Below are 24,273 nucleotides of genomic sequence, written 5' to 3'. Positions count from 1 at the left end.
TCAATTTGCAAAAATTTTACTATAATTTGGAAAAATTTCTTTGGAAGTACACTATTTTATGAAATATCTACTTATATTTTTAGTTCTTTTTTTCAGTGCCTGTAGTGTGAAACAGCTTGAGAAAAGTTCTAAGATGGTTGTTTTTAAAACGAAAAATATCCGCTTCTCAGATCTTGGCTATATAGGTGAGGGAAAAGAGAGCGTAGAGATTGATCTTTATGTTGTGGGTAAAGCGTTTAAAAAGATCTCTATAGACGGTATGATATGTATTGAAGGGGAAGGGTGTATGAGAAAATCCTCTTTTAATGAGGAATATCTCTCATCATCATACCCGGACGATCTCCTAAAAAATGTTTTTTTAGGGAAGCCGATTTTTGAGCAAAAGAACTTGCTTAGAACAGATATAGGTTTTGTACAAATTATTCAGAGCAACGGTGTAGATATTGTATATAAAGTAGAACTAAATGAAATCTATTTCAAAGACAGAAAAAACAAAATACTTATAAGAATAAAGGATGTAAAGTAATGGCGAAATTTGTAGGGGCACACACAAGTGCAAGCGGCGGAGTTTACAATGCGATCACAAATGCACAGGAGATAGGGGCAAAAGCGTTTGCACTTTTTACGAAAAATCAAAAAAGATGGGACGCAAAACCTTTTGATGCTAAAACACTGGACAAGTGGTTTGAAACTTTAGAAGCTTCAGGAATACAGCCAAAACATATACTTCCTCACGATTCATATTTGATAAACCTCGGACACCCTGAAGAGGAGAAACTGCAAAAAAGCCGTACGGCATTTATCGATGAACTGCAGCGTTGTGAAATTCTTGGACTAGATCGTTTGAACTTCCACCCGGGAAGCCACCTTGTAAAACTTTCTGCAAAAGAGAAAAAAGACCCCCAGCGTGTAGCTGAAGTAGAGAATGAGTGTTTAGATGTGATCGCTGAATCTATCAACATTGCACTTGACAAAACAAGTGGAGTAAAAGCGGTGATCGAAAACACGGCAGGACAGGGGACAAATTTAGGATACAAGTTTGAACACTTAGCGCGCATTATCGATAAAGTTGAAGACAAGTCTCGTGTTGGTGTGTGTATTGATACTTGTCATATGTTTACAGCCGGGTACGACATTCGAACTCGCGAAGCGTACGATAAAACATGGGGTGATTTTGACAGGATAGTAGGAAGAGAGTATTTAAGCGGTATGCACATTAACGATTCTAAGCCGCCGCTTGGAAGCCGCGTTGACAGACACCACTCTTTAGGTCTTGGAGAGATCGGACTTGATGCTTTCAAATTTATAATGAATGATGAGAGAATGGATGACATTCCTCTTGTTCTTGAAACTATAGATGAATCTATTTGGAAAGACGAGATCGCACTTTTATACTCATTTGTTGATTAAGGTTAATTGCTGTACTATAAGTCAAAACAATACAAAAAGGACTATAGCTAGATGAGAAAAGCGGGATTATTATCAATTATTACGGCAACGGCGCTTATGGCAAGTGGGTATAAAATACCTGAAACTTCTTCAAATGCAGTAGCATTAGGGGCTGCAACTATTGCACATAACCATGAGAACGCTGATGCGTCATATTATAATCCTGCAAAGATGGTGTTTATGAAAGACACAAATCATCTTGAAGTCAATCTTATGTATATTGGATTGGACAAAATAAAGTATGAAGGTACAGTTAGTGGAGCCGGTCCATCGACTTGGAATTTAGAATCTGAAAAAGAGGATTTTTTAGTACCTTCTTTGCATTATGTTTCTCCAAAACTTGGTGATAACGGGGCAAGGATCGGTGTGAGCGTTGTTGTTCCCGGAGGACTCTCTAAAAGATGGCAGAGTGTCCCTGCAAATAATTTTGCAGAGGAGTTTAGTTTAGAGATCGTTGAGATTAATCCTACTGTAGCATTTCAGGTAACTGATAAGTTGGGATTTGCTTTTGGTTTTAGAGTTATAGATACCAAAGGTGTAGTTAACAATGCATATTATGATATGGAAGGTGATAGTACAGATTATGGATATAATCTTGCATTAGCTTATCAGCCTACATCAGATTTAGAGTTAGGTTTAACATATCGTTCAAATATAAATCTAAATGTTAACGGAACTACAACAAAAGTGCTTGCGGGTAATAATGGTGGTGTAGATGTGAGTGTGCCTTTGCCGGCAGCTTTGAGTGTTGCAGCTGCATATACATTGCCAAGTGATACAACAATTGAAGTTGTGTATGAAAAAACTTTCTGGTCTGCTTATAACTCTTTAGATTTTAGTTTTGAAGATCCTACTGCTAATATTGCCCTTGGAAATTCGATAGAAAAAGATTGGAAAGATACAAACGCTTTTCGTTTAGGCGTTACACAAGAGTTAACTGATTTAACTATAATGGCAGGTTTAGTAATAGACCAAACATCAGCTCCTGAAAGAACAGTAGGTTTTGAACTCCCAGGTACAGATACAAGGTCGGTAGCCTTAGGGGGAAGATATAAAATAAACGAAACTTTTGATTTTGGAGTTTCGGCACTTTATTCTGTGCATAAAAGCAGAACCGTACAAAATGACACCCTTGACGGTGAATTTACCGAGGGGAATGTTTTACTTGTTTCAGCAGGACTGGGATATAAATTTTAAGGATATTTTTGAAAATACTAGCAGACTTTTTAAATACACAAGATGTAGAAAAGAGTGGGATATATATACATCTCAAATGTAGTGTAGAGGAAGCAAAAATGCTTCGTTACATAGTAAAAAAATATGTTGAGGGGCAAGACGATGTTTTGGTTTTTCAACTTTTACAAGATCTCTACACACATACAAATTATGAATATTTGGACAACTTGCAGTCTGTCAAAAACTTACTGGAACTAGGATGGCTGCACCAACAAAGTTTTACTCCGATAAAGATCGCAGACGTTACACCTCTAGAGTTGTTAAACGGTGCAGTAGGTCTTACATCATCATTTTTTAAATTGCTACAAGACGGCTCGCTTGATCTTGACCTTCCGGAAGTAAAACCTTATGCTGATCACTTAGAATATCTACAGGATCAGTTTTTTAGAATCGAGTTGTATCAAAAGATGAGTGTGATCCGTCAAAATGTACATGAACACTCTGTAGGGATCGACAGGTTGCAAAATAAACTGCAGCTTTTAGAAAAAAGGATAGAGGAGAGGGTAGCTCAAACAGATGAAGAGCTGGTTCTTGACCGCTTTTTTAAACAAAAGAAGATGAATAACCATGAACAGGTTATTTTCATTGCTCTGCTTCGTGAAGAGTACAGCTCTACAGATATTTCACTTCGTGAGATGAATACACTTATTGATCTTATATCATTAGATGAGTATGAGCGTATTAAGAACCGTTCACTTTTAGAGGATGGGTCAAACCTGATTGAGAACAACATTATCGATTATGAAGAGATGCTCAATCCTTTCGGTGGAATTTCACGTGCATTCTACATTGTTGATGAGGTACTTCAAAGTATTATCCATCCGCAAAAAACGAAAAAAGTAACTCGTCTAAAGCTCAATGCTTTGATCGAAGAGCAGGATATTTTCGAGCTTGTTGAACCAGATACATCACTCGAAGATGTTGTATTAAATCTCAAAACAAGAGAAACTTTAGAGAACTTGATGAAACAGGTCGATAAAGAGGTTGTAGCCCGTTTAGTAAAATGGGGTATTAAAAATAAAAAGTCGGGAATAGATGCACGTATAATTTTCTACGGAGCGGCAGGAACCGGAAAAACTATGACAGCATACTCTTTGGCAAAATCGCTTAAACGTCAAGTGTTAGCGTTTGATTGTTCTAAGATCCTCTCTATGTATGTGGGTGAGAGTGAAAAAAATGTGCGTAAAATTTTCGATACTTTTTATGAGCTTACTGAAAAAACAAAAACAGAACCTATATTGCTTTTAAATGAAGCAGACCAGTTTTTAGGAGCACGTAGCAGCGGAAATATTACAGGTTCCGATCAGATGCATAATCAGATGCAAAATATCTTTTTAGAGCAGATCGAGAACTTTAGAGGGATGCTTATTGCAACGACAAACTTACTCGAAAATATAGATGTGGCATTCTCAAGAAGATTTAACTACAAGATCGAGTTTAAAAAGCCTGACTTTGAACAACGTATTGAGTTATGGGAGAAGATGCTACCGGCAGAAGCACCGTATGAAGAGGATTTTGATAAAACAAAACTTGCAGAGTATTCGTTAACGGGCGGACAGATCAATCTTATTATCAAAAATACGGCTTATAAAGTGGCGGTAAAAGATGAACCTATCTTTTTAATGCAAGACTTTATCTCTGAGATAGATCGTGAGAAAAGCGGTAGTTTTGACAGTGAAAAATCTATGGGCTTTTTAAACAAGTAACAATATATCAACATATGTTGATATATTTGTTTTTTTTAGATAAACTTTTATATCGTTAGGATGCGGGGTGTTGTTTGGAGAAAAAGTCGGAAGCTTCATTTGCAAAATATAAAGAGTTTATTCAAAGATATATCTCTGTAAATATTTTAGAGTGGAAGATATTTACTTCAAAACTTTCAATTAAAAAGTTTAAAAAAAATGAAACTATCCTCTATCAAGGGGATGTTTGTAAAGAGCTTTATTTCATCAATAGCGGATTGGTAAGGGCTTACATCTTAGATGAAAGCGGTAAAGACTTTACATGGACTATCTATTTTAATGACCAAAATTCCCATGTGACTAATCTGTTTGTTGTTGATTATCAAAGTTTTGTTGAACAAAAACCTGCAACTATTTACATAGAAGCTTTAGAAGATACGGAACTGGTTTGTGTCTCTTTCAAAGATGTGCAGTTTTTGTATAAAAACTTTAAGAAGTGGGAACGCTTTGGACGTATGATGTCTGAAGCTGCATACAGCTATCTGCACAAACAAACTATTGAGCGTCAGTGTAAAAGTGCCGATGAGAGATTTTTAGTGTTTGTACAAGAGTCACCACATCTTTTAGAAAAAGTTCCACAGTACCATATTGCTACTCTTCTTGGAATTACCCCGCAACATCTAAGCCGACTGAAAAAGAGAATTAACATAAGTTAATGATAAAAGTTTTGGAATTAAGTAAAATATTACAAAATAAAATAGTAGATTAAATTAGATAAGGAGAAAAAGTGCATCATAAACTAGAAAAGATGCTTGGAAAATTTGGAGAGTTTATAGGGAAACACCCTTTTATAGTGTTGTTATTCTCATTACTGGTTATAGCTTTTCCAATCTCAAATATTCCAAAGATCACGATGGATACATCAACAGAGGGGTTTTTACATAAAGAAGACCCGATGCTTATCAAATATGAAGCTTTTAAAGAGCAGTTTGGCAGGGATGAGAGAATATTAATTGCTATAGAAAACGAAAAAGTGTTTTCTGTAGAGTTTCTGACAAAACTTAAAAAACTTCATAAAGATCTCGAAGATAATGTCCCATACCTCGATGAAGTAACTTCGCTTGTAAATGTTAGAAATACAAGAGGTGAGGCTGATCAGCTGATCGTTGAAGACTTACTCGAAAACTTTCCCAAAACACAAGCTGATGCCGATAAAATAAAAACGATTGCTATGGCAAATGAATTCTATAAAGATCTGCTTTTGTCGCATGACGGAAAAATTACAACGATCATGATCGAAACAAAAGCATTTGTCTCTGATGAGAAAGAGAATATAGATGATATGTTCAGTGAATTTGATGAAGCCCCTGCACAAGATGTGGTAAAAACACCTTTAACAGATACACAAAATGCCGAGATCGTACGCAAAGTTAGAGATATTGTAGAGAAATATTCCGATGATGATTTTAAGATCTACTACGCTGGATCTGCTAGTGTAATGGATGCTCTGAAATCTATGATGAAAGAGGATATGCAGAAGTTTACACGTGTCACGATTTTAATCATTTTAGTATTTCTGTTTTTAATTTTCAGACGTGTAAGTGCAACATTTTATCCCCTTATTGTAATCATCTTATCACTTTTAACAACGGTTGGTTCGATGGCATATTTCGGTGTAGCATTTAAACTTCCTACTCAGATAGTCCCTTCGCTTTTAATTGCGGTAAGTGTCGGAGCTACGGTTCATGTACTCTCAATCTTTTTTGACAACTTTAATGCGACTAAAGATAAAAAGGGTGCAATCGCTTTTACGCTGGAGCACTCGGGTCTTGCTATTGCAATGACGGGTCTTACAACTGCTGTAGGGATTGCATCTTTTGCAGGAAGTGAAGTTGCCCCTATTGCCGATATGGGTAAATTTGCTTCACTAGGTGTACTTATATCGCTCTTTTTAACTCTTACGCTTTTACCGGCACTTTTAATGATTACGCCAATGAAGCCAAAAGAGATTAAAGAGAATCACTGGCTAGACAACGTAATGAGAAGGTTTGCATACTTTCCGACACACCATCCAAAATCTGTTGTAGTTGTCAGTTTGTCGTTAGTAATTCTCTCAATTGTTTTGGCTACAAATATAAAACTTTCACACTACCCTTTAGAGTGGTTTCCAAAAGATGATCCAAATTATGTTGGTACACACTATATTGATGACAACTTGAACGGTTCGCTGACAGTAGAAGTAGTAGTTGATACGAAAGAGCAAAACGGCTGGCAGAATCCGAAGAGACTGCAAACACTGGATAACCTGAATAAAGAGCTTGCAGAGTATGATGATGGCAAAACATATATAGGGAAAGTGGTTTCATTAGATACAATCGTAAAAGAGAGCAATAAAGCACTTCATGAAAACAATGAGTCATTTTATACGATTCCATCAGATCAAGCTTTACTCTCTCAAGAACTGCTGCTCTTTGAAAACAGTGGTAGTGATGATCTTGAAGATGTTGTGGATTCCCAGTTCTCTAAACTTAGAGTTACCGTGAAGGTACCTTGGGTTGATTCTATAGAGAGTGAAGATATGCTTGCTCATGTTCAGAAAAGATTTGAAGAGACTTTTAAAGAGGAAGAGGTTACGGTGACGGGAATTATCCCTATCTTGGTACATACCTTTACACAGGCGATCCGCTCATCTGTTGAGAGTTATATTATCGCTTTTACTTTGATTGCAATTCTTATGATGTTTATTATGGGTAATGTTCGTCTAGGTATTATCAGTATGATACCAAATTTATCACCTGTAATTGTAGGGCTTAGTTTAATGTACATCTACCATATCCCGCTTGATATGTTTACGCTTTTAATCGGTTCGATCGCAATTGGTCTTGCAGTGGATGATACAATTCACTTTATGCACAACTTCAAACGTTACTATCTTAGAAGCGGTGATGCTGTAGTTGCAGTTGAGAACACTTTTTTTACAACGGGTAAAGCGTTAGTGATCACTACAATAGTACTCTCTTTAGGGTTCTATGCGTATATGTTTGGAAATATGGAGAGTGTACAAAACTTTGGATTTTTAACGGGAAGTGTTATTATCTTAGCACTTATTGCCGACTTACTGTTGGCTCCGGCACTGATGGTTCTAATCGCAAAAAGAGGATGGATAAAATGATTAAAAAGATATGTTTAGTTACGTTATTGGGATTTGGCTCTCTAGCCATTGCAAATGAAGCAAGAGATATTGCACAAGGTGTTTATGATAGAGATGACGGAAAAACTATCATTCAAGATATGAAGATGATACTTATCGATAAAAATTCCAATCAAAGAATTCGTGAGATCAAAACATTTGGAAAAGATTTCGGCAAAGATGATTATAGAATTATGTTTTTTAAATCTCCTGCAGATGTAAAAGATACTGCATTTTTAACGTACGATTATGATGATGCAAGTAAAGATGACGATCAGTGGCTCTATCTTCCGGCACTTAAAAAGGTAAAAAGAATCCCTACGAGTGATAAAAGTTCAAGTTTTATGGGAAGTGATTTCTCATACTACGACATGACAAAAAGAAGCGTAGATGATTATACATACAAGATTCTAAAACATACAAAGGTTCGCGGACATGATACAACGATGCTTGAATCACTCCCTGTAAATGAGGATGTGATCGAAGAGTCAGGTTATGTGAAAACTATAGGCTTGGTAAGAGAAGATATAGATATGGTAGTTCGCTCGATCGGTTTTATGAAAAACGGGGACAGAAAATATCTTGATATTACAAAGATGCATAAACAAAATGGTGTCTGGGTAGTTGATGAGATGGTGATGACAACGAAGCAGGGAAAAGCCACTGTTCATAAAACAATTTTACAGTTTGAAAACATTCAAGTAAACAAACCGATCAATGATGATGTGTTTAGTACAAGAAGACTTGAAAAAGGGCTCTAGTTGTTAACCCGTTTATTCTTTGTATCTTTACTCGTAACTACATTGGCTGTAGCAGATGATGTTGATGCTTTTATGGATGGTTTTGATGAAGAACCTCTTAGTACGGTAGTACAGCCTCAAAAAGAGGAGGCTAAATTCTCCTTATCAAACTACGGCATTGAAGGAAAGTTCAAACAGGAGTTTGCCTACAGTTATCAGAATAATGCCCCTCACGACAGGTTTTCATCTCTACGAACCTCTTTGTTTCTCGAGTATAACCGAGACCTTTGGAAGAGCTTTAAATTTAAAATCAACGGAAATGGATTTTACGATCTTTCTTACAAAATGAAAGGTGAAGAGGAGTTTACAAAAGAGGAGCTAAATGCTCTGCAAAGTGAAGTGGAACTTTTTGATGCTTATATTCAAGGCTCAATCACCGATGACTTAGATATAAAACTTGGACGCCAAGTGATAGTATGGGGGAAAAGTGATACTATCCGTGTAGTTGATGTTTTAAATCCTCTTGACAACCGTCGTCCCGGTATGGTAGATATTGAAGACCTTCGTCTCAGCTCTGCGATGGCAAAGTTTGATTACTATTATAAGAACTGGGATATTGCACCGATTGTTATACTTGAACAGCGTGAAGATAAAAATCCCCCGTACGGAGGTGATTTTAATCCTTCACCAATCAAACAGCCACTACAGAAAAAGCCAAACGACGTAACGTATGCTTTAAATATCTCTGGAGAGTTTACAGGGTTTGATCTTGACTTTTACTACGCACATGTATATCCTAACTTTGAATTTTATCCAAGAACAGATGTTAATATTGAAAATAAGATAGATATGTACGGTGCTGCTATCGCCTATGTTTACGGAAGTTTACTCCTTAAAGGGGAAGCAGCATATATGCAAAATTATGAGTTTTTGCAAACCGGAGATGAAAAGTTTGATAGGCTTGATATGCTGCTTGGGTTTGAATACAACGGTATTGCAGACACTACACTCAGTCTCGATATCGCCAACAAACGCTTCGTTAATACAAATGAGTTTAAAAAAGATAACTATCAGGGCGCGTTTAGAGTTACAAGTGACTTTAAAAATGCGACAGTGCATCTTAACTATTTAGTAAGTGCTTTTGGAGATACTTTTAGTGACGGTGGCTATCAAAGAGCCTGGATAGTTTATGATGCTTCAGATAGTATCAAAACTACGTTTGGTGTAGTTGATTATCTTAAAGGAAATAGCTTTTTTGATGCCATAAGTGATAACGATATGCTTTTTTATGATATTTCATACAGTTTTTAGCAGGTTTTTCACAAAAGTATTACAAAATTACACATTATCTTTCCCCTTATTTTTTCCAGTGTTGCAAATAGTGACATTGGAAATTTCTTTTTTTCATAAAAACTTTTTTTAATACTCTTTTTGATATAGTGCAGTAACTGTTTTTTCTAACTCTAAAGAGCATTTTGTTTTTATAACATAGAGTGTTTTTAGAAGTTGGAAAACAAATATATAAACAAGAGTTACATTCTTAGGGGTAACTTCTTATTTAAAAAGGTAGGTTATATGGAGCATATTAGTACTGCAAATCCGTATTTTGGGGTATTTGTACTTTTTGTTATAACATTTGGTGCTTTTATTGCAACGACTACAATCGCAAGACTTGCGAGTCGTGCTTTAGCTGCTAAAGACACTGAAAAAATCAAACTTTCAGTTTATGAATGTGGACCTGAGGTAACGAAACAACCAAATAGAGTTTCACCTCAGTTTTATCTATTTGCACTTTTATTTTTACTATTTGATGTAGAGATAGTATTTATGTTTCCTTGGGCAGTAGATTTTAAAGTACTTGGATGGTTTGGATTTGCTGAGATGATTATGTTCATCCTATTATTAGCAATCGGTTTTGTATATGCATGGAAAAAAGGAGCGCTAGAATGGCACAACATAAAGTAAACTATACACAAGACGGTGGATTACCGGTAGCACTTACATCAATTGACAAAGTGGTAAACTGGGGTCGCTCGAACTCACTTTGGGCATTGACTTATGGTCTTGCTTGTTGTGGTATCGAGATGATGGCTTCTGGTGCATCTCGTTTTGACTTTGACCGTTACGGTACGATCTTCCGTGCATCTCCACGTCAGGCTGATGTTATGATCGTAGCAGGTACACTTACAAAAAAACACGCTGAGTTCATTAAACGTCTTTATGATCAAATGACAGAGCCTAGATGGGTTATCTCTATGGGTTCATGTGCAAATACAGGTGGTATGTTCAACACTTATGCAACTGTTCAAGGTTGTGACCGTATCATCCCTGTTGATCTATATCTTCCAGGTTGTGCGCCTCGTCCTGAAACACTTCAGTACGGTGTGATGTTATTACAACAAAAGATCCGTGAGCAAAAAGCGGGTAAAGCACAAAAAGCTAAAAGGTTAATGTAATGAGAGCATATACACCAAAAGATGATGTACAAGCAAAAGCATATTACACAGACAGATATTATGTAGCACCGCAGGTTCCTAAAACTCCTGTTGAAGATGATGCAGTATTTGCAGCTGATCTTGCAGCTATCAAAGCGAAGTTTGAAGTAAGTGATGCATATATTCAAGTTGAACAAATGGTTGTTTACATTCAGCCTCAAGATATTTACGGTGTACTTGAACTTATGAAAGACGAGTTAGAATATACTCAACTTTCAGAGTTAAGTGCGATCGATTGGTTAGCAAAAGACGGTACTTTTGAGATCTTCTACCAAATGCTTTCTATGACAAAACGTAAACGTATCCGTATCAAGTATTTCATTAAAGAGGGTCAAGCTGTTGATTCTGTTGAAAAACTTTTCCGTTCAGCTGACTGGTCTGAGCGTGAAATGTACGATATGTTCGGTATCGAAGCAAATGGACACCCATTTATGAAGCGTATCCTTATGCCTTATGACTGGCAAGGTTTCCCACTTCGTAAAACATACCCGCTTGAAGGTGATGAGTTCGCTGCATGGTATGAAGTTGATAAAATTTACGGAAAAGAAGCACGCGATATTATCGGGCCTGAAATTCGTGACACTGCAAGAATCGACAGATACGATTCTGAGCGTTTCGCACGTCTTGGTTTTGAAGTTCCAAAAGGTACTGAAATCACTGACGATATGGAAAGAACTGTTCAAAACTACCAAGAAGAGGGTGGTGTTTTCATGATCAAAAAATATACAAAAGAGTCATCAAAAGTTATTGATGATCCGCAAAGATAGGGTGGTATAAATATGGCACAAGTAAAAAACAGATTAACACCGTTTTTTGAAAATATTACATTTGACAGAGAAGATAATGAGCTTATCTTAAACTTCGGTCCACAGCACCCGTCTGCTCACGGACAGTTAAGACTTATGCTTCACCTTCAACAAGAGCAAATTACAAAAGCACATCCAGATGTTGGATACCTTCACCGTGGTATGGAGAAGATGGCTGAAAATATGATCTATAATGAGTTTATGCCTACTACTGACCGTATGGATTATATCGCTTCATCTTCAAACAACTATGGTTTTGCACTTGCAGTTGAAAAACTGGTTGGACTTGAAGTTCCACGTCGTGCAAAAGTAATTAGAATGATGCTTTTAGAGATCAACCGTCTTATGTCTCACCTTTTCTGGTTAGCGACAACGGCTCTTGATATCGGTGCGATGACTATCTTCTTATTTGCATTCCGTGAAAGAGAATACCTAATGGATATTATCGAAGGATACTGTGGTGCTCGTTTAACACACGCTGCTATTCGTATCGGTGGAGTTCCTTTAGATATCCAAGATGATTTCTTAAGCCAACTAAGAACTTTCTTAGACAAGCTTCCACAAAACATCAAAGATTACGAAGATCTATTAGATTCTAACCGTATCTGGAGAATGAGAATGGAAGATGTTGGTGTAATCTCAACAGAGATGGCACTTTCTTGGGGTTGTACAGGTCCAATGCTAAGAGCTTCTGGCGTAGCATGGGATATCCGTAAAGAGGAGCCGTATGAGCTTTACGATGAAGTAGAGTTTAACGTACCGTTCTCTGACAAAGGTGATAACTTCGCGCGTTATAGAATCTATATGGAAGAGATGAGAGAATCTGCGAAGATCCTTTATCAAACAATAGAGATGTATGAGAGATGTGTGAAAGAGGGACAAACTGAGTTAATGGCTCATGCGCCTAAATATATCTCAGCTCCTAAGCTGGATATCATGACTCAAAACTACTCTTTAATGCAACACTTTGTACTTGTAACACAAGGTATGAGACCACCTGTAGGTGAAGTATACATTCCAACTGAATCTCCAAAAGGTGAACTTGGATACTACATCAATTCTCAAGGTGGACCATACCCGTACAGACTTAAATTACGTGCGCCTTCATTCTGGCATACAGGAATTTTAACTGACCTTTTACCTGGTCACTATATTCCGGATGTTGTTTCAATTATTGGTACAACAAATATCGTATTTGGTGAGGTAGATAGATAATGAAAAGATATGATCTAAGACATTTAAAAGATAATTTTGAACCTCGTATGAAAGAGATTTTAGGTGAAACTCACAAGCCAAGTGAGACACTTATTTTTCTTTTTGAAATTGGCGACTTTACACCTGTACAAAGAAGTGCAGACTTAGTAAAAGAGTGTGGTTGGGAGTTATACAACTCACTAAAATTCAACGAAGTTGACTGGACTATCGTTGTTAAAAAAGATTAGGAATTTGTTTTGAGCAAAGTATATTTTTCTACTTGGAATGGTGAACTGGTAAATAATGTCGGTAAACCTCAAGAAGAGTGGGAAGAATCAGCTTATAACCTGCCGGCACAGTATGACGATCATAGATCTTCACGTGCATTCATCGGTTGGGACGGTGTTACACTTTTTGACGAAGATGTAGATGTTATCCGTCTTGCTATGGAGTATGCTGCGCAGTACCAAGAGTACTCTGAAGCATGTGGACGTTGTGCACCGGGACGTTGGGGTGGACGTATCTTATACGATCAACTTGACAAAATTGCTCGCGGTGAGGGTGAAGTAGCTGATTTAGACCACTTAAAAGAGATCGGAAAAAGTATGCAGATCACATCTAAATGTGAGATTGGTAAAACAGTTCCAAATCCAATTTTAGATCTGATGACACACTTTGAAGATACTTTCCTTGAGTGTATTAACGAGAAGAAGCCATCAAAACATTACAATGCAGATGCTAGTTATATCGCAAAAATCACAGCACCGTGTACAGACGCATGTCCTGCACACGTTGATATCCCTGGATATATCGAAGGTGTAAGAGATTTACGTTTTGATGATTCACTTGAAGCAACTCGTCAAACTATGCCATTAGCTCACACTTGTGGTCGTGTATGTCCACACCCTTGTGAGGATGCATGTCGTAGAACAAACCTTGATGAGCCTATCTCGATCATGGCACTTAAACGTCTTGGTGCTGATTATGAGACTGATCATGGTTATGATTTCTTCCACCCTATGGAGAAAAAAGCTCCTACAGGGAAGAAAATTGCAGTTATCGGTGCAGGACCGGCTGGTCTTACAACTGCTTACTATACAGCTGCTGAAGGTATTGAAGTTGATTGTTATGAAGAGCTTCCGGTTCTTGGTGGTGAGGTAACTGTTGGTGTACCTGAGTATCGTATGCCTTGGGATAAGTACCAAGAAGATATCGAATGTGTTCGTGATATGGGTGTAAACTTTATCACTAACCGTAAGATTACAGCTGATGATATGCGTCAATTCGAAAAAGATTACGATGCAGTTATGGTAGCAACGGGTACTCGTATCTCTAAAAAAGTTCGTTGTGATAACGAGCGTGAAGAGATTAAAGGTTACTGGGGAGCGATTGATTTCCTTGACTGGGTAAACCTTTATGAGAAGTTTGACATTAAAACACCAAAAGAGGTACAAGAGAAGCAGATGCTTCCAACTGATCACGTAGACCTTACTGGTAAAACAGTAGTGTGTGTAGGTGGTGGTTTTACATCTATGGACGTTGTACGTTGTTCAATCCGTGCAGGTGCGAAAAAAGTGTACATGGTTTATCGTCGTGATGAGAAAACTATTATCCGTAATACTACGTATGAAGAGTATCATGAAGCTGTTGAAGAGGGTGTAGAATTCCTATTCCACTCTGCGGTAAACAAAATTACAACTGATGAAAATGATGTTTTAACAGAGTTATTAGTTGATAAATTTGAATTAGTACCGGATCCTGACGGTGGTCGTCCTAACTTAGAAAAAATTGAGGGTGCATCATATACTATTGAAGCAGATTATTTAATCCCTGCGGTTTCTCAATCGGCTGATCTTGATCTTCTTCCTGAAGAGTGGGATATCGAGATGACATCATGGGCAACTATCAAAACAAACGGTAAAGACTATATGACATCACGTAAAGGTATTTTTGCTTCAGGTGACTGTGAGTATGGTCCAATGACTATCGTTAATGCAGTAGGGCAGGCTAAACGTGCAGCTTCTGTAATGTCTAGATATGTAGAAGATGGCGAAATCACTTTAACAGATGAAGAGATCATGGAAGATCACTTAATGAAGTTAAAAGTGTATGACAAAAATGAAAAAATCACAGGTTGGCTTCCGGGACTTCCTCGTGAACAAGCAGAAGTACTTGATGTTGATGTAAGAAAAGATAACAATAAAGAGGTAAATCTTGGATTTACTCAAGACCAGGCTTTAACTGAAGCTGAGCGTTGTATGCGTTGTTATTATATCGCTATGGTACAGGCATAAGGGGGCTGGATGAGTAAAACAATTAATTTTAAAATCGACGGTCAACTTGTAGAAGCGCAAAAAGGTGAGACTATTTTACAGGCAGCTCGCAAAGCAGGGATCTATATCCCTACTATGTGTTATATCTCTAAAACATCACCTTGTGCATCTTGCCGTATCTGTTCTGTAGAGGTTGAAGGGGTTGAGGGTTTCGTACTTTCATGTAATACTCCTCCAACTGAAGGTATTGAGGTAAAAACAAACTCTAAAGAGCTTGAGCAAGAGCGTGTAAACATCATGAAACTTTATGATGTAAACCACCCGTTAGAGTGTGGTGTATGTGATAAGTCAGGTGAGTGTGATCTGCAAAACATGACTTTAGAGTTTGGAGTTGATTCTCAAAGCTTCTCTGCACGTGAGCAACATAAGACTGTGAAAAACTGGGGACTTATCTCTTATGATCCGGCTTTATGTATCATGTGTGAAAAGTGTACACACGTTTGTAATGAGTCAATCGGTGATGATGCAATTGACGTTTATTTTGGTGGATACAGCTCAACTATTATCCCTAAAAACTCTGAAACATTAGACTGTACATATTGTGGTGAGTGTATTGCAGTTTGTCCGGTTGGGGCACTTGTAAGCACTGACTTTAAATACAAAGCAAATGCATGGGAACTTTCACGTGTACCATCAACTTGTGCACACTGTTCAGCAGGGTGTTCATTAGAGTATGAAGTAAAACACACTGGTCTAAACGGTGACGATGCTATCCATAGAGTAAAAAACAATTTTGAATTTACTTCATTATGTGGAGCTGGGCGTTTCGGATTTGATTTTAACAATGAACAAAAAAGTGATGAAGCTGCATTCAACAAGGCTGTAGAGGCTGTAAAAAGTGCAGGTGCTATCCGTTTTAGTTCTATGATTACAAATGAAGAGGCGTACATTTTACAAAAGTTAAAAGAGACACTTGGTCTAAAACTTTTCAATGAAGATGCAAAACAATATGCTGACTTTATGAAAGCATACAGCTCTGTAAGCGGTAAATTACACCACAGCGGTTCATTAGATGCTATTAAACAAGCTGAGGCTGTAATTGTACTTGGTTCAAGAATAGCAACTGATAATCCGGGTGTAAGATATGCACTAACAACTGCATCTCGTCACAACGGTGCAAAAATTGTATATGCACACCCGATCGAAGATGCATTATTACAAAACACAGTTACACAGTTTATGAAATATGAAGCGGGTTCTGAAGAGGGTGTACTTGCACTTATCGCTAATGAGCTTTTAGAAAATGTTGATGTTGATGAAGATACAAAAGCATTTTTAGATAATTTAGACCTTGGGAACCTGTCTGCAGAGAGCAATGTAGGTGACGATGAGCTGAAATTTATGAAAAAATCTTTTGCTCGTGCAAAAAATAACGTACTTGTAATCGGTAGTGATGTTTTAGCACATGAGCGTGCAGAGAATATTGCAAAATTAGCAGCAACTATTGAAAAATATACAAATTTCTCACTTGTAGTAGTTCCATCTGAAGTGAATACTACTGGTGTAAGCATGATCTGTGATTTAGATGCTGATGAGAACATTGCTAATGTAGTTGGTTATAACGAACAAGGTGACTTTATTATCTCATCTTTAGGCTCTGCTGATTTAGCAGTACCTGCACTTAACCAACAAGAAGGATCTGTTGTAAGTATTGACAATAGAGTATTACCTTTAAACGTTGCATTAGGTTTTGAAGGTTATACACTTAATGACATTGCAAACGCTTTAGGTTTAGAAGCGAAGAATACGATCGACTATACGAAAGAGTTAGCAAATATTACAGGCTTTAAAGCTGTAGAGTTTGATGACTTAGAAAACTTCCTAAGCCCGTTAGGTGACGACATAAGAGGTTACCTTTTAGATGAAGTTGAAGTTGAAGCAACAGCAAAACTGGAAGATGTAGAGGAGTTACCGGAGTATAACGGTACTATTATCTATAACGCTAATCCTGTTTTACAGTTTAACAACTATACAAACAAAACAACACAATTACCAAAAGATGATGCATTAAGAGGTTCACAACAGTTCGCAACAGCTGCAAGAATCTCTGATGGTGACAAAGTTACGATCACATTTGGTTCAAAAACATTAACAAGAACTTTTAAACTTGATAGTGAGTTAAAAGGAACTATTGCACTTAACCCTGTATTTGATACAGAAACAATGAGTGCATATAGATTCGCAAAATCCAAGATAGAAAGAGTGGTATCATGAGTAAAATCAGTATAAATATTGATGGTCGTGAGATTGAGACGCAAGAGGGTGAGTATATACTCAACGCTGCTCGTGCGAACGATATTTTTATACCGGCAATATGTTATCTAACGAGATGTTCTCCAACTCTAGCTTGTCGTATTTGTCTTGTTGAAGCTGATGGGAAACAAGTATATGCTTGTAACGCTAAAGCAAAAGATGGGATGAATATCACAACTACGACTGAAAACATTGAAAAAGAGCGCCGTGCAATTATGGAAGTTTACGATGTAAACCATCCATTACAGTGTGGTGTTTGTGATCAGTCGGGTGAGTGTGAACTGCAAAACTATACTTTAGAGATTGAAGTAGATTCTCAAAGCTATGCGATCAAAGATGTAGATAGAAGTGCTCATGACTGGGGACACTTACACTACGATCCGGGCTTATGTATCGTTTGTGAAAGATGTGTAACTGCATGTAAAGATATGATCGGTGACAACTCTTTAAAAACTATTGCTCGCGGTGCTGAAGGTATCGATGCAGAGTTTAAAGAGACAATGCCGAAAGATGCTTATGCAATGTGGAACAAGTTAAACAAATCGGTTATCGGTTTAACTAACGGTACTGATGAACTTGATTGTACATCTTGTGGTGAGTGTGCAGCTGTATGTCCTGTTGGAGCGCTCGTTGATACTCACTTTATGTACAAATCAAATGCATGGGAATTAAAACAAGTTCCTGCAACTTGTGGTCACTGTTCTGCGGGATGTCAGATCTCTTATGATGTAAAACACACAAGCTTACATGATGATACTGAAAAGATCTATCGTGTAATGAATGAGTGGAACTATGTATCTCTCTGTGGTGCAGGTCGTTATGGTTTTGATTATCAAAATGCAACTGCAACAAAAGATGAAGCAGCATTTGCAAAGACGATAGAAGCTTTCAAAAAAGCAGATACTATCAAGTTTACATCTACGATCACAAATGAAGAGGCATACCTGCTTCAATCTATGAAGGAAAAATTTGGTTACAAACTTGTTAATGATGAAGCAAAAGCGTTCCAAGCTTTCTTAAAAGATTACTCTGAAGTAAGTGGAACATCATTATATGGTGCTGATTTAAAAGTAACAATGGATTCAAACTTTATCGTTTCTGTTGGTTCAGCACTAAAAGCAGATAATCCAAATGCAAGATATGCACTCAATAACTCTTTAACTGTAAATAAAGGTGCGGGACTTTATTTCCACCCTGTTAAAGATCCTATTATTGAAGGTCTTGGTAAGTCTATTATGACGGTTGAACATGCTCCACTTCAAGAAGAGATTGCACTTTATTTAGTACTTGATCTATTTGGTGATAAAGCAGCAATGCCAAGCGATATTACTGAGTACTTAGCATCTTTCCATTCTGAAAAAACTATTACGGTTGAAGAGACAATTAAAGAAAAAGTTGTAGAGATCGTAAAAGAGATGAAAGTTAATGAAGAGACAGGTGAAGAGGAAGAAGTAGAAGTAGAAAAATCTAAGATGGTACCTAAGAAAGTTTCTAAAGAGGTTACTGTTGATGAAAACAAACTATTAGAACTTCTTGGTGCTGATGATAAATTTATGGAAAATTTAGAGAAAAACCTAAAGAAAAAAGAGACTTTTGCACTTATGGTTGGACCTGATCTTTATACGCATCCAAACTCTAGAAATCTAGCGAGACTTGTTGCACTTATTGAGAAATACTCTAAATTTGAAGTAACAATGATTCCTGCACTTACAAATAGTTTAGGTGTAAGCTTAATTTGTGAACTTGATGATACAGCCGGTTCTTATACTATCGGTTACAACGTAAAAGGTGACTACACACTTTCAGCTTTAGGTGACGGTGATCTAGATATGCCGGCTATGAATCAGCAAGAGGGTACATTAACATCTATCAATAAACGTGTTAACCCTACAAATGCAGCAGTATCATACAACGGTTATGAGTTAAATGATATCGCTAATGCACTTGAACTTAACTCTGAAAAAACTGTAGAGCATGTAATTAACTACACTGTAAAACTTCCTGTTGAAAAAGGGTTTAAAGCAGTTGAATTTGATACTCTTCCAAACCATTATGAAAATGACGGAACAGAGGTAAGAGGTTACGTGTTAGAAAATGTAGCAGTTACTCCAACTGGCGATGAAACTGTTGCTAAATTCAGCGAGGACAAGTTAGAAGGTAGTATAATTTACCTTGCTAATCCGGTAAGACAATTTAATGATTTTACTAACAAAGCTACTGAACTTGATGAAGTAAGCGGTGTATATATGTCTGAAGAGTTCTTATCTAATTCAGACTTTAATGAGGGTGATACAGTTAAAGTTAAAACTAATAAAGGGGAGCTTACAGCTGCTGTAGTTAGTGATAACAAAATCTCAGGTTCAATAGTAGTTCTTCCTACTTTTGATTCAAAATTAAATTCAGAGGCTTTATTTGACGGTTATCGTTTTAATTCAGCTTCGATAGAAAAGGTGTAGTGTATGGATAGCGCATATTTAATAGAAACGATAATTAAAGTTGTTGTAATTTTACTAGTGTTTTCAGCATTAGCTGGTATTGGTACATACTTCGAAAGAAAGATATTAGCATTTATGCAACGCCGTCTTGGACCTATGAATGTTGGTCCATACGGTCTATTGCAAGTTGCAGCGGATGGTATTAAACTTTTTACAAAAGAGGATATTATCCCAACTGGCGTTGTTGCAAAAATCTTTAAAATAGCTCCGGTAATTACAGCGGCTACTGCATTTATGGCTGCAGCTGCTATTCCATTTTTACCGTCTTTTACAATTGCTGGATATGAAGTTCATCCGATTGTTTCAGATATCAATATCGGTATCTTATACATCTTAGGTATTATGGCTGTTGGTCTATACGGACCGCTTCTTGGTGGTATGGCTTCAGCAAATAAGTTTTCACTTATCTCTGCTGCTCGTACGGCTGCTGTGTTTATCTCTTATGAGGTTGTAACAGGTTTATCTATTTTAGCTCCAATTATGATGGTTGGTTCACTTTCATTAATTGATTTTAATGAATACCAAGCAGGTGGAATTTCAGAGTGGATCGTTTGGTCACAGCCTGTAGCATTTGTACTTTTCTGGATTGCAGCTTTTGCTGAAACTGGTCGTACACCGTTCCACTTAATTGCAAATGATCACGAAATTATTGATGGTTTCGGTACTGAGTACTCTGGTATGAGATGGGGTCTTTTCTTCATCGGTGAATATGCAAATATGTTCTTTATCTCATTTGTTATCCCTCTTATCTTCTTAGGTGGATACGGTGACGGTAGTTTACTAGGAGCTCTTGGTTTACTTGCTAAAGTTGCATTCTTTTTCTTCTTCTTCCTGTGGACTAGAGCTGCATGGCCAGATGTAAGACCGGATCAACTTATGTGGTTATGTTGGAAAGTGCTTATGCCAATCGCAGTGATTAATGTTGTAATCACTGGTTTTGTGATGATGTTTTAAGGGGATATGGGATGAATATGGAACCATTTAATGATAGAAATGTAGCAGAAGGTGGCTACTATTTAGTAGATATTGAAGATTATCCCACAACTCCTTGGGGTAAGTTCAAGCGTGTAGCAAAAAGAACTTTTAAAGGGGAGCTTTTTGTAGGTCTTTGGGTTGTACTTCGTGAGATGTTCAAAGCTGACATTCACACTGTACAATATCCGGCTGAAAAGATGCCAATCGGTCCAAGATACCGTGCAGTTCATGAAATGAAGCGTCTTTGGGAAAGTGATGCTGAGAGATGTATCGGTTGTGGTCTTTGTGAAAAGATCTGTATCTCTAACTGTATCCGTATGGAGACAAGATACGATGAGAACCAAAGAAAAGAGGTTGGAGAGTATTCAATCAACTTAGGTCGTTGTATCTTCTGTGGTTATTGTGCAGAGGTTTGTCCTGAGCTTGCTATTACACACGGTGGTGAGTATGAGAATGCAAGTGACCAGAGAGAGCATTTCATCCTTTATGATGATATGTTAACACCGATAGACACTATGAAAGCGAAAGCTCAACAAGAGTTTGAAGGTTTCGGTGCTATTACACCACATGAAGATGAGCGTGTTAAGAAAACACCTCTAGCATATTAAGGAGTTTGGATTATGTTTGAAGCGGTAGCGTTTTACTTGTTTGCATTTTTAACAATTGCGATGTTCTTTATCACGGTAACGACATCTCAAGCGTTATATGCATTAACTGCATTAGCAGCGGGAATGATTTTTATATCGGCATTTTTCTTTATCCTTGGTGCTGATTTCTTAGGTGCGATACAAATTATCGTTTATACAGGTGCTGTAATGGCTCTTTACGCGTTTGGTATGATGTTCTTTGATACTACACGTGAAGTTAAAGAGAAGCAGGGGAATAAATATATCATCGTTGGTATGGCTACATTGGCAGCTATTTTAGTTGTTGCAATTTTTGCAGCTCCAATTGTGTCTGACAATATGATGGCTTTTGCTCCGGTACTTGATAATGTTGGAAATACACAACAAGTCGGTGTTGTATTATTTACAAAATATCTTATCCCGTTTGAAGTAGCTGCTGTAATGCTTTTAGTAGCTATGATTGCAGGTATTATCTTAGCTGGTAAGAAAATGGATCTTTCATTGACATTAATGGATGCTGATGAGATTCGTGAATATGAAGAAAATAAAAAGGTGCTTTCATGATGGAAATAGGTTTAAATCACTATCTTGTTCTATCTACAATTCTATTCGCTATTGGTTTAGTGGGTGTAATGAAAAGAAAGAACCTGTTACTACTGTTTTTCGCAACTGAGATTTTACTAAACTCTGTAAATATTGCTTTTGCTGCGATTTCACATTACTATGCTGACTTAACTGGTCAGATGTTTGCATTTTTTGTTATTGCTATTGCTGCTTCAGAAGTTGCAGTTGGTCTTGGTCTTTTAATTGTATGGCACAAACGTCATAACAATGTTGACTTAGAAACTATGGCAAGTATGAGGGGATAAAATATGGAAAAATATTTATACATTGCACTTTTTGCACCACTAGTAAGTTCTTTGTTCTCAGCGCTTTTTACAGCGACACCAAAGAAAACTTTTACTGGTATTGTAGGAAGTTTACTAATATTTACATCATTTGTAAGTAGTTCTATTCTTTTAGCTCACATACTTGGTGGTGGTGAGCCGGTACATGTAGAGATGATGACATGGATGGCTACGGGTGATCTTTACATTCCGTTTGGTTTTGTTGTAGATGAAGTATCTGTAACTATGATGATGGTTGTAACACTTGTTTCAACAATTGTACATATCTACTCTATCGGGTATATGGACCACGATGCAGGTTTTAACAGATTCTTCGCTTGGTTATCTGCTTTCGTATTCTCTATGATGGTTCTTGTAATGAGTGACAACTTCGCTGGTCTTTTCATCGGTTGGGAAGGTGTTGGTCTTTGTTCATGGGGACTAATCGGATTCTGGTACCACAAAGAGATCGCAACTTGGGCAGCAAACGAAGCGTTCATTATGAACCGTATCGCTGACCTTGGTATGTTAATCGGTATCTTCTTAGTATACTGGAACACAGGTACACTTCAATATAGCGAAGCGTTCGCTGCAATGGCTAACTTAGATACAGCTACACTTGTATGGATTGGTATCTTCTTATTTATCGGTGCTATGGGTAAATCAGCTCAGTTCCCATTACATACATGGCTTGCAGATGCAATGGAAGGTCCAACTCCTGTTTCGGCTCTTATCCACGCGGCAACAATGGTAACGGCTGGTGTATATTTAGTTATCCGTTCAAACGAGCTTTATGACTTAATTCCAAATGTTGGATTATTCATCGCTTCGCTTGGTGCATTTGTTGCAATTTTTGCAGCATCTATGGCACTTGTTAACCGTGATATGAAAAGAATTATTGCTTACTCTACACTTTCACAGTTAGGGTATATGTTCGCAGCAGCTGGTCTTGGTGCATACTGGGTAGCACTTTTCCACCTTATGGCTCACGCATTCTTTAAAGCACTATTATTCTTAGGTGCTGGTAATGTTATGCACGCAATGCACGACGAACTTGATCCGTTTAAAATGGGTGGACTTAAAAAGGTTATGAAGTGGACATTCATTATGATGACTCTTGCTTCAGTAGCGTTAGCTGGTATCTTCCCACTTGCTGGATTCTTCTCAAAAGATTTAATCTTAGAAGCGGCATTTGTTGAACACCATTACATTATCTATTCAGTGTTATTAATCACTGCAGGTTTAACAGCGTTCTATTCATTTAGACTAGTAGCTCTTATCTTCCACGGTGAAGAGCGCTACAAACTATTTGGTATTCACCCACATGAAGCATATAAATTTATGCTTGTTGCAATGAGTCCATTACTTTTATTAGCGATCATCGCAGGTTCATTAAAACTATCATATTTTGAGATGGTAACTGGTTTATTACCGGCAATTGAATACCATATTCACCATCCTGTAGTTTATTGGGTAATGACAATAGGTACACAAGTATTTGTTATTTTAGCGGTACTTTTTGCTTATAAAAAATATGCATCTTGGAAAACAGTTCCAGATGGTTCAAGTAAAATGGAACAAAGTTTTGTATACAAAGTGTTATACAACCAATACTATATTCCACATGCTTTTGAAAAATTTATAGTAGAGCCGTATAGAGAGATCTCAGAACTATTCTGGAAAAAAGTTGATCTTAAAATTGTTGATGCAACAGTTGACGGTATTGCTGGAATTCTTTATGGTACAGGTGAGAAAACTAGAGGTATGCAAAGTGGAAATCTTTCTACGATGTTAAAATGGATGGTAGGTGGTACTGTAGTACTACTATCTTTAGCTGTAGTTTTTGGATTAGCAGTTAGATATATTGATGAGATTAAAGCTATCTTATCAGGTTTAGGAGTAATGTAAG

21 protein-coding genes are annotated in these 24,273 nt (G+C 37.2%); all 21 read left to right on the top strand.

What is annotated here, in order from left to right; genetic code table 11:
- Window positions 1–58: 58 nt before the first annotated feature.
- The 21 genes from FJR03_RS09665 (at window position 59) to nuoL (ending at window position 24,272) form a co-directional block, all read left to right on the top strand.
- The gene (locus FJR03_RS09665; RefSeq protein WP_193113301.1) at window positions 59–526 is read left to right on the top strand and encodes a hypothetical protein; all 468 of its coding nucleotides are present in this window, start codon (window positions 59–61) and stop codon (window positions 524–526) included.
- Window positions 526–1,410, top strand: coding sequence for a deoxyribonuclease IV (gene nfo, locus FJR03_RS09660; RefSeq protein ID WP_193113300.1), 885 nt, complete (start codon window positions 526–528; stop codon window positions 1,408–1,410). Before FJR03_RS09665 ends, nfo begins: the two co-directional genes overlap by 1 nt.
- 51 nt (window positions 1,411–1,461) lie before the next feature.
- Window positions 1,462–2,646, top strand: coding sequence for an OmpP1/FadL family transporter (locus tag FJR03_RS09655; protein ID WP_193113299.1), 1,185 nt, complete (start codon window positions 1,462–1,464; stop codon window positions 2,644–2,646).
- Window positions 2,647–2,654: 8 nt separating this feature from the next.
- Window positions 2,655–4,391: an ATP-binding protein gene (locus FJR03_RS09650; protein WP_193113298.1), complete on the top strand. Its 1,737-nt coding sequence runs from the start codon at window positions 2,655–2,657 to the stop codon at window positions 4,389–4,391.
- A 74-nt stretch (window positions 4,392–4,465) separates the two neighbouring features.
- A complete protein-coding gene (locus tag FJR03_RS09645) occupies window positions 4,466–5,086 on the top strand; it encodes a Crp/Fnr family transcriptional regulator (RefSeq protein WP_193113297.1) in 621 nt (206 codons plus the stop codon).
- A 71-nt stretch (window positions 5,087–5,157) separates the two neighbouring features.
- The gene (locus tag FJR03_RS09640; protein WP_193113296.1) at window positions 5,158–7,542 is read left to right on the top strand and encodes an efflux RND transporter permease subunit; all 2,385 of its coding nucleotides are present in this window, start codon (window positions 5,158–5,160) and stop codon (window positions 7,540–7,542) included.
- Window positions 7,539–8,321, top strand: coding sequence for an outer membrane lipoprotein-sorting protein (locus tag FJR03_RS09635; RefSeq protein WP_193113295.1), 783 nt, complete (start codon window positions 7,539–7,541; stop codon window positions 8,319–8,321). The genes FJR03_RS09640 and FJR03_RS09635 overlap by 4 nt, the downstream gene beginning before the upstream one ends.
- Entirely contained in the window at window positions 8,322–9,611 is a 1,290-nt protein-coding gene (locus tag FJR03_RS09630) for a DUF1302 family protein (protein WP_193113294.1), read from the top strand.
- 264 nt (window positions 9,612–9,875) lie between these two features.
- Window positions 9,876–10,265, top strand: coding sequence for an NAD(P)H-quinone oxidoreductase subunit 3 (locus FJR03_RS09625; RefSeq protein ID WP_193113293.1), 390 nt, complete (start codon window positions 9,876–9,878; stop codon window positions 10,263–10,265).
- Window positions 10,247–10,756, top strand: a complete 510-nt coding sequence (locus tag FJR03_RS09620) for a NuoB/complex I 20 kDa subunit family protein (protein ID WP_193113292.1) — start codon at window positions 10,247–10,249, stop codon at window positions 10,754–10,756. The genes FJR03_RS09625 and FJR03_RS09620 overlap by 19 nt, the downstream gene beginning before the upstream one ends.
- Window positions 10,756–11,562, top strand: coding sequence for an NADH-quinone oxidoreductase subunit C (locus tag FJR03_RS09615; RefSeq protein ID WP_193113291.1), 807 nt, complete (start codon window positions 10,756–10,758; stop codon window positions 11,560–11,562). The genes FJR03_RS09620 and FJR03_RS09615 overlap by 1 nt, the downstream gene beginning before the upstream one ends.
- A gap of 12 nt (window positions 11,563–11,574) precedes the next feature.
- Window positions 11,575–12,816: an NADH dehydrogenase (quinone) subunit D gene (nuoD, locus tag FJR03_RS09610; protein ID WP_193113290.1), complete on the top strand. Its 1,242-nt coding sequence runs from the start codon at window positions 11,575–11,577 to the stop codon at window positions 12,814–12,816.
- Window positions 12,816–13,043, top strand: a complete 228-nt coding sequence (locus FJR03_RS09605) for an NADH-ubiquinone oxidoreductase subunit E family protein (RefSeq protein ID WP_193113289.1) — start codon at window positions 12,816–12,818, stop codon at window positions 13,041–13,043. The genes nuoD and FJR03_RS09605 overlap by 1 nt, the downstream gene beginning before the upstream one ends.
- Window positions 13,044–13,052: 9 nt before the next feature.
- A complete protein-coding gene (locus tag FJR03_RS09600; RefSeq protein WP_193113288.1) occupies window positions 13,053–15,089 on the top strand; it encodes an FAD-dependent oxidoreductase in 2,037 nt (678 codons plus the stop codon).
- A 9-nt stretch (window positions 15,090–15,098) separates the two neighbouring features.
- Window positions 15,099–17,342, top strand: coding sequence for an NADH-quinone oxidoreductase subunit G (locus FJR03_RS09595; RefSeq protein WP_193113287.1), 2,244 nt, complete (start codon window positions 15,099–15,101; stop codon window positions 17,340–17,342).
- Window positions 17,339–19,837: an NADH-quinone oxidoreductase subunit G gene (locus tag FJR03_RS09590; protein WP_193113286.1), complete on the top strand. Its 2,499-nt coding sequence runs from the start codon at window positions 17,339–17,341 to the stop codon at window positions 19,835–19,837. The genes FJR03_RS09595 and FJR03_RS09590 overlap by 4 nt, the downstream gene beginning before the upstream one ends.
- A gap of 3 nt (window positions 19,838–19,840) precedes the next feature.
- A complete protein-coding gene (gene nuoH, locus FJR03_RS09585) occupies window positions 19,841–20,830 on the top strand; it encodes an NADH-quinone oxidoreductase subunit NuoH (protein WP_193113285.1) in 990 nt (329 codons plus the stop codon).
- Between the two features lie 11 nt (window positions 20,831–20,841).
- A complete protein-coding gene (gene nuoI / locus FJR03_RS09580) occupies window positions 20,842–21,459 on the top strand; it encodes an NADH-quinone oxidoreductase subunit NuoI (protein WP_193113284.1) in 618 nt (205 codons plus the stop codon).
- A gap of 12 nt (window positions 21,460–21,471) precedes the next feature.
- On the top strand, window positions 21,472–22,041 hold the full coding sequence (locus FJR03_RS09575) for an NADH-quinone oxidoreductase subunit J (RefSeq protein ID WP_193113283.1): 570 nt from the start codon (window positions 21,472–21,474) through the stop codon (window positions 22,039–22,041).
- Entirely contained in the window at window positions 22,038–22,346 is a 309-nt protein-coding gene (nuoK, locus tag FJR03_RS09570) for an NADH-quinone oxidoreductase subunit NuoK (protein WP_193113282.1), read from the top strand. The genes FJR03_RS09575 and nuoK overlap by 4 nt, the downstream gene beginning before the upstream one ends.
- 3 nt (window positions 22,347–22,349) lie before the next feature.
- Window positions 22,350–24,272, top strand: coding sequence for an NADH-quinone oxidoreductase subunit L (nuoL, locus tag FJR03_RS09565; protein ID WP_193113281.1), 1,923 nt, complete (start codon window positions 22,350–22,352; stop codon window positions 24,270–24,272).
- Window position 24,273: the final 1 nt, after the last annotated feature.

The organism is Sulfurimonas marina, from assembly GCF_014905095.1.
In the GTDB taxonomy this organism is placed as follows: Bacteria; Campylobacterota; Campylobacteria; order Campylobacterales; family Sulfurimonadaceae; genus Sulfurimonas; species Sulfurimonas marina.
This window is presented reverse-complemented; position numbering and strand designations above follow the sequence as displayed.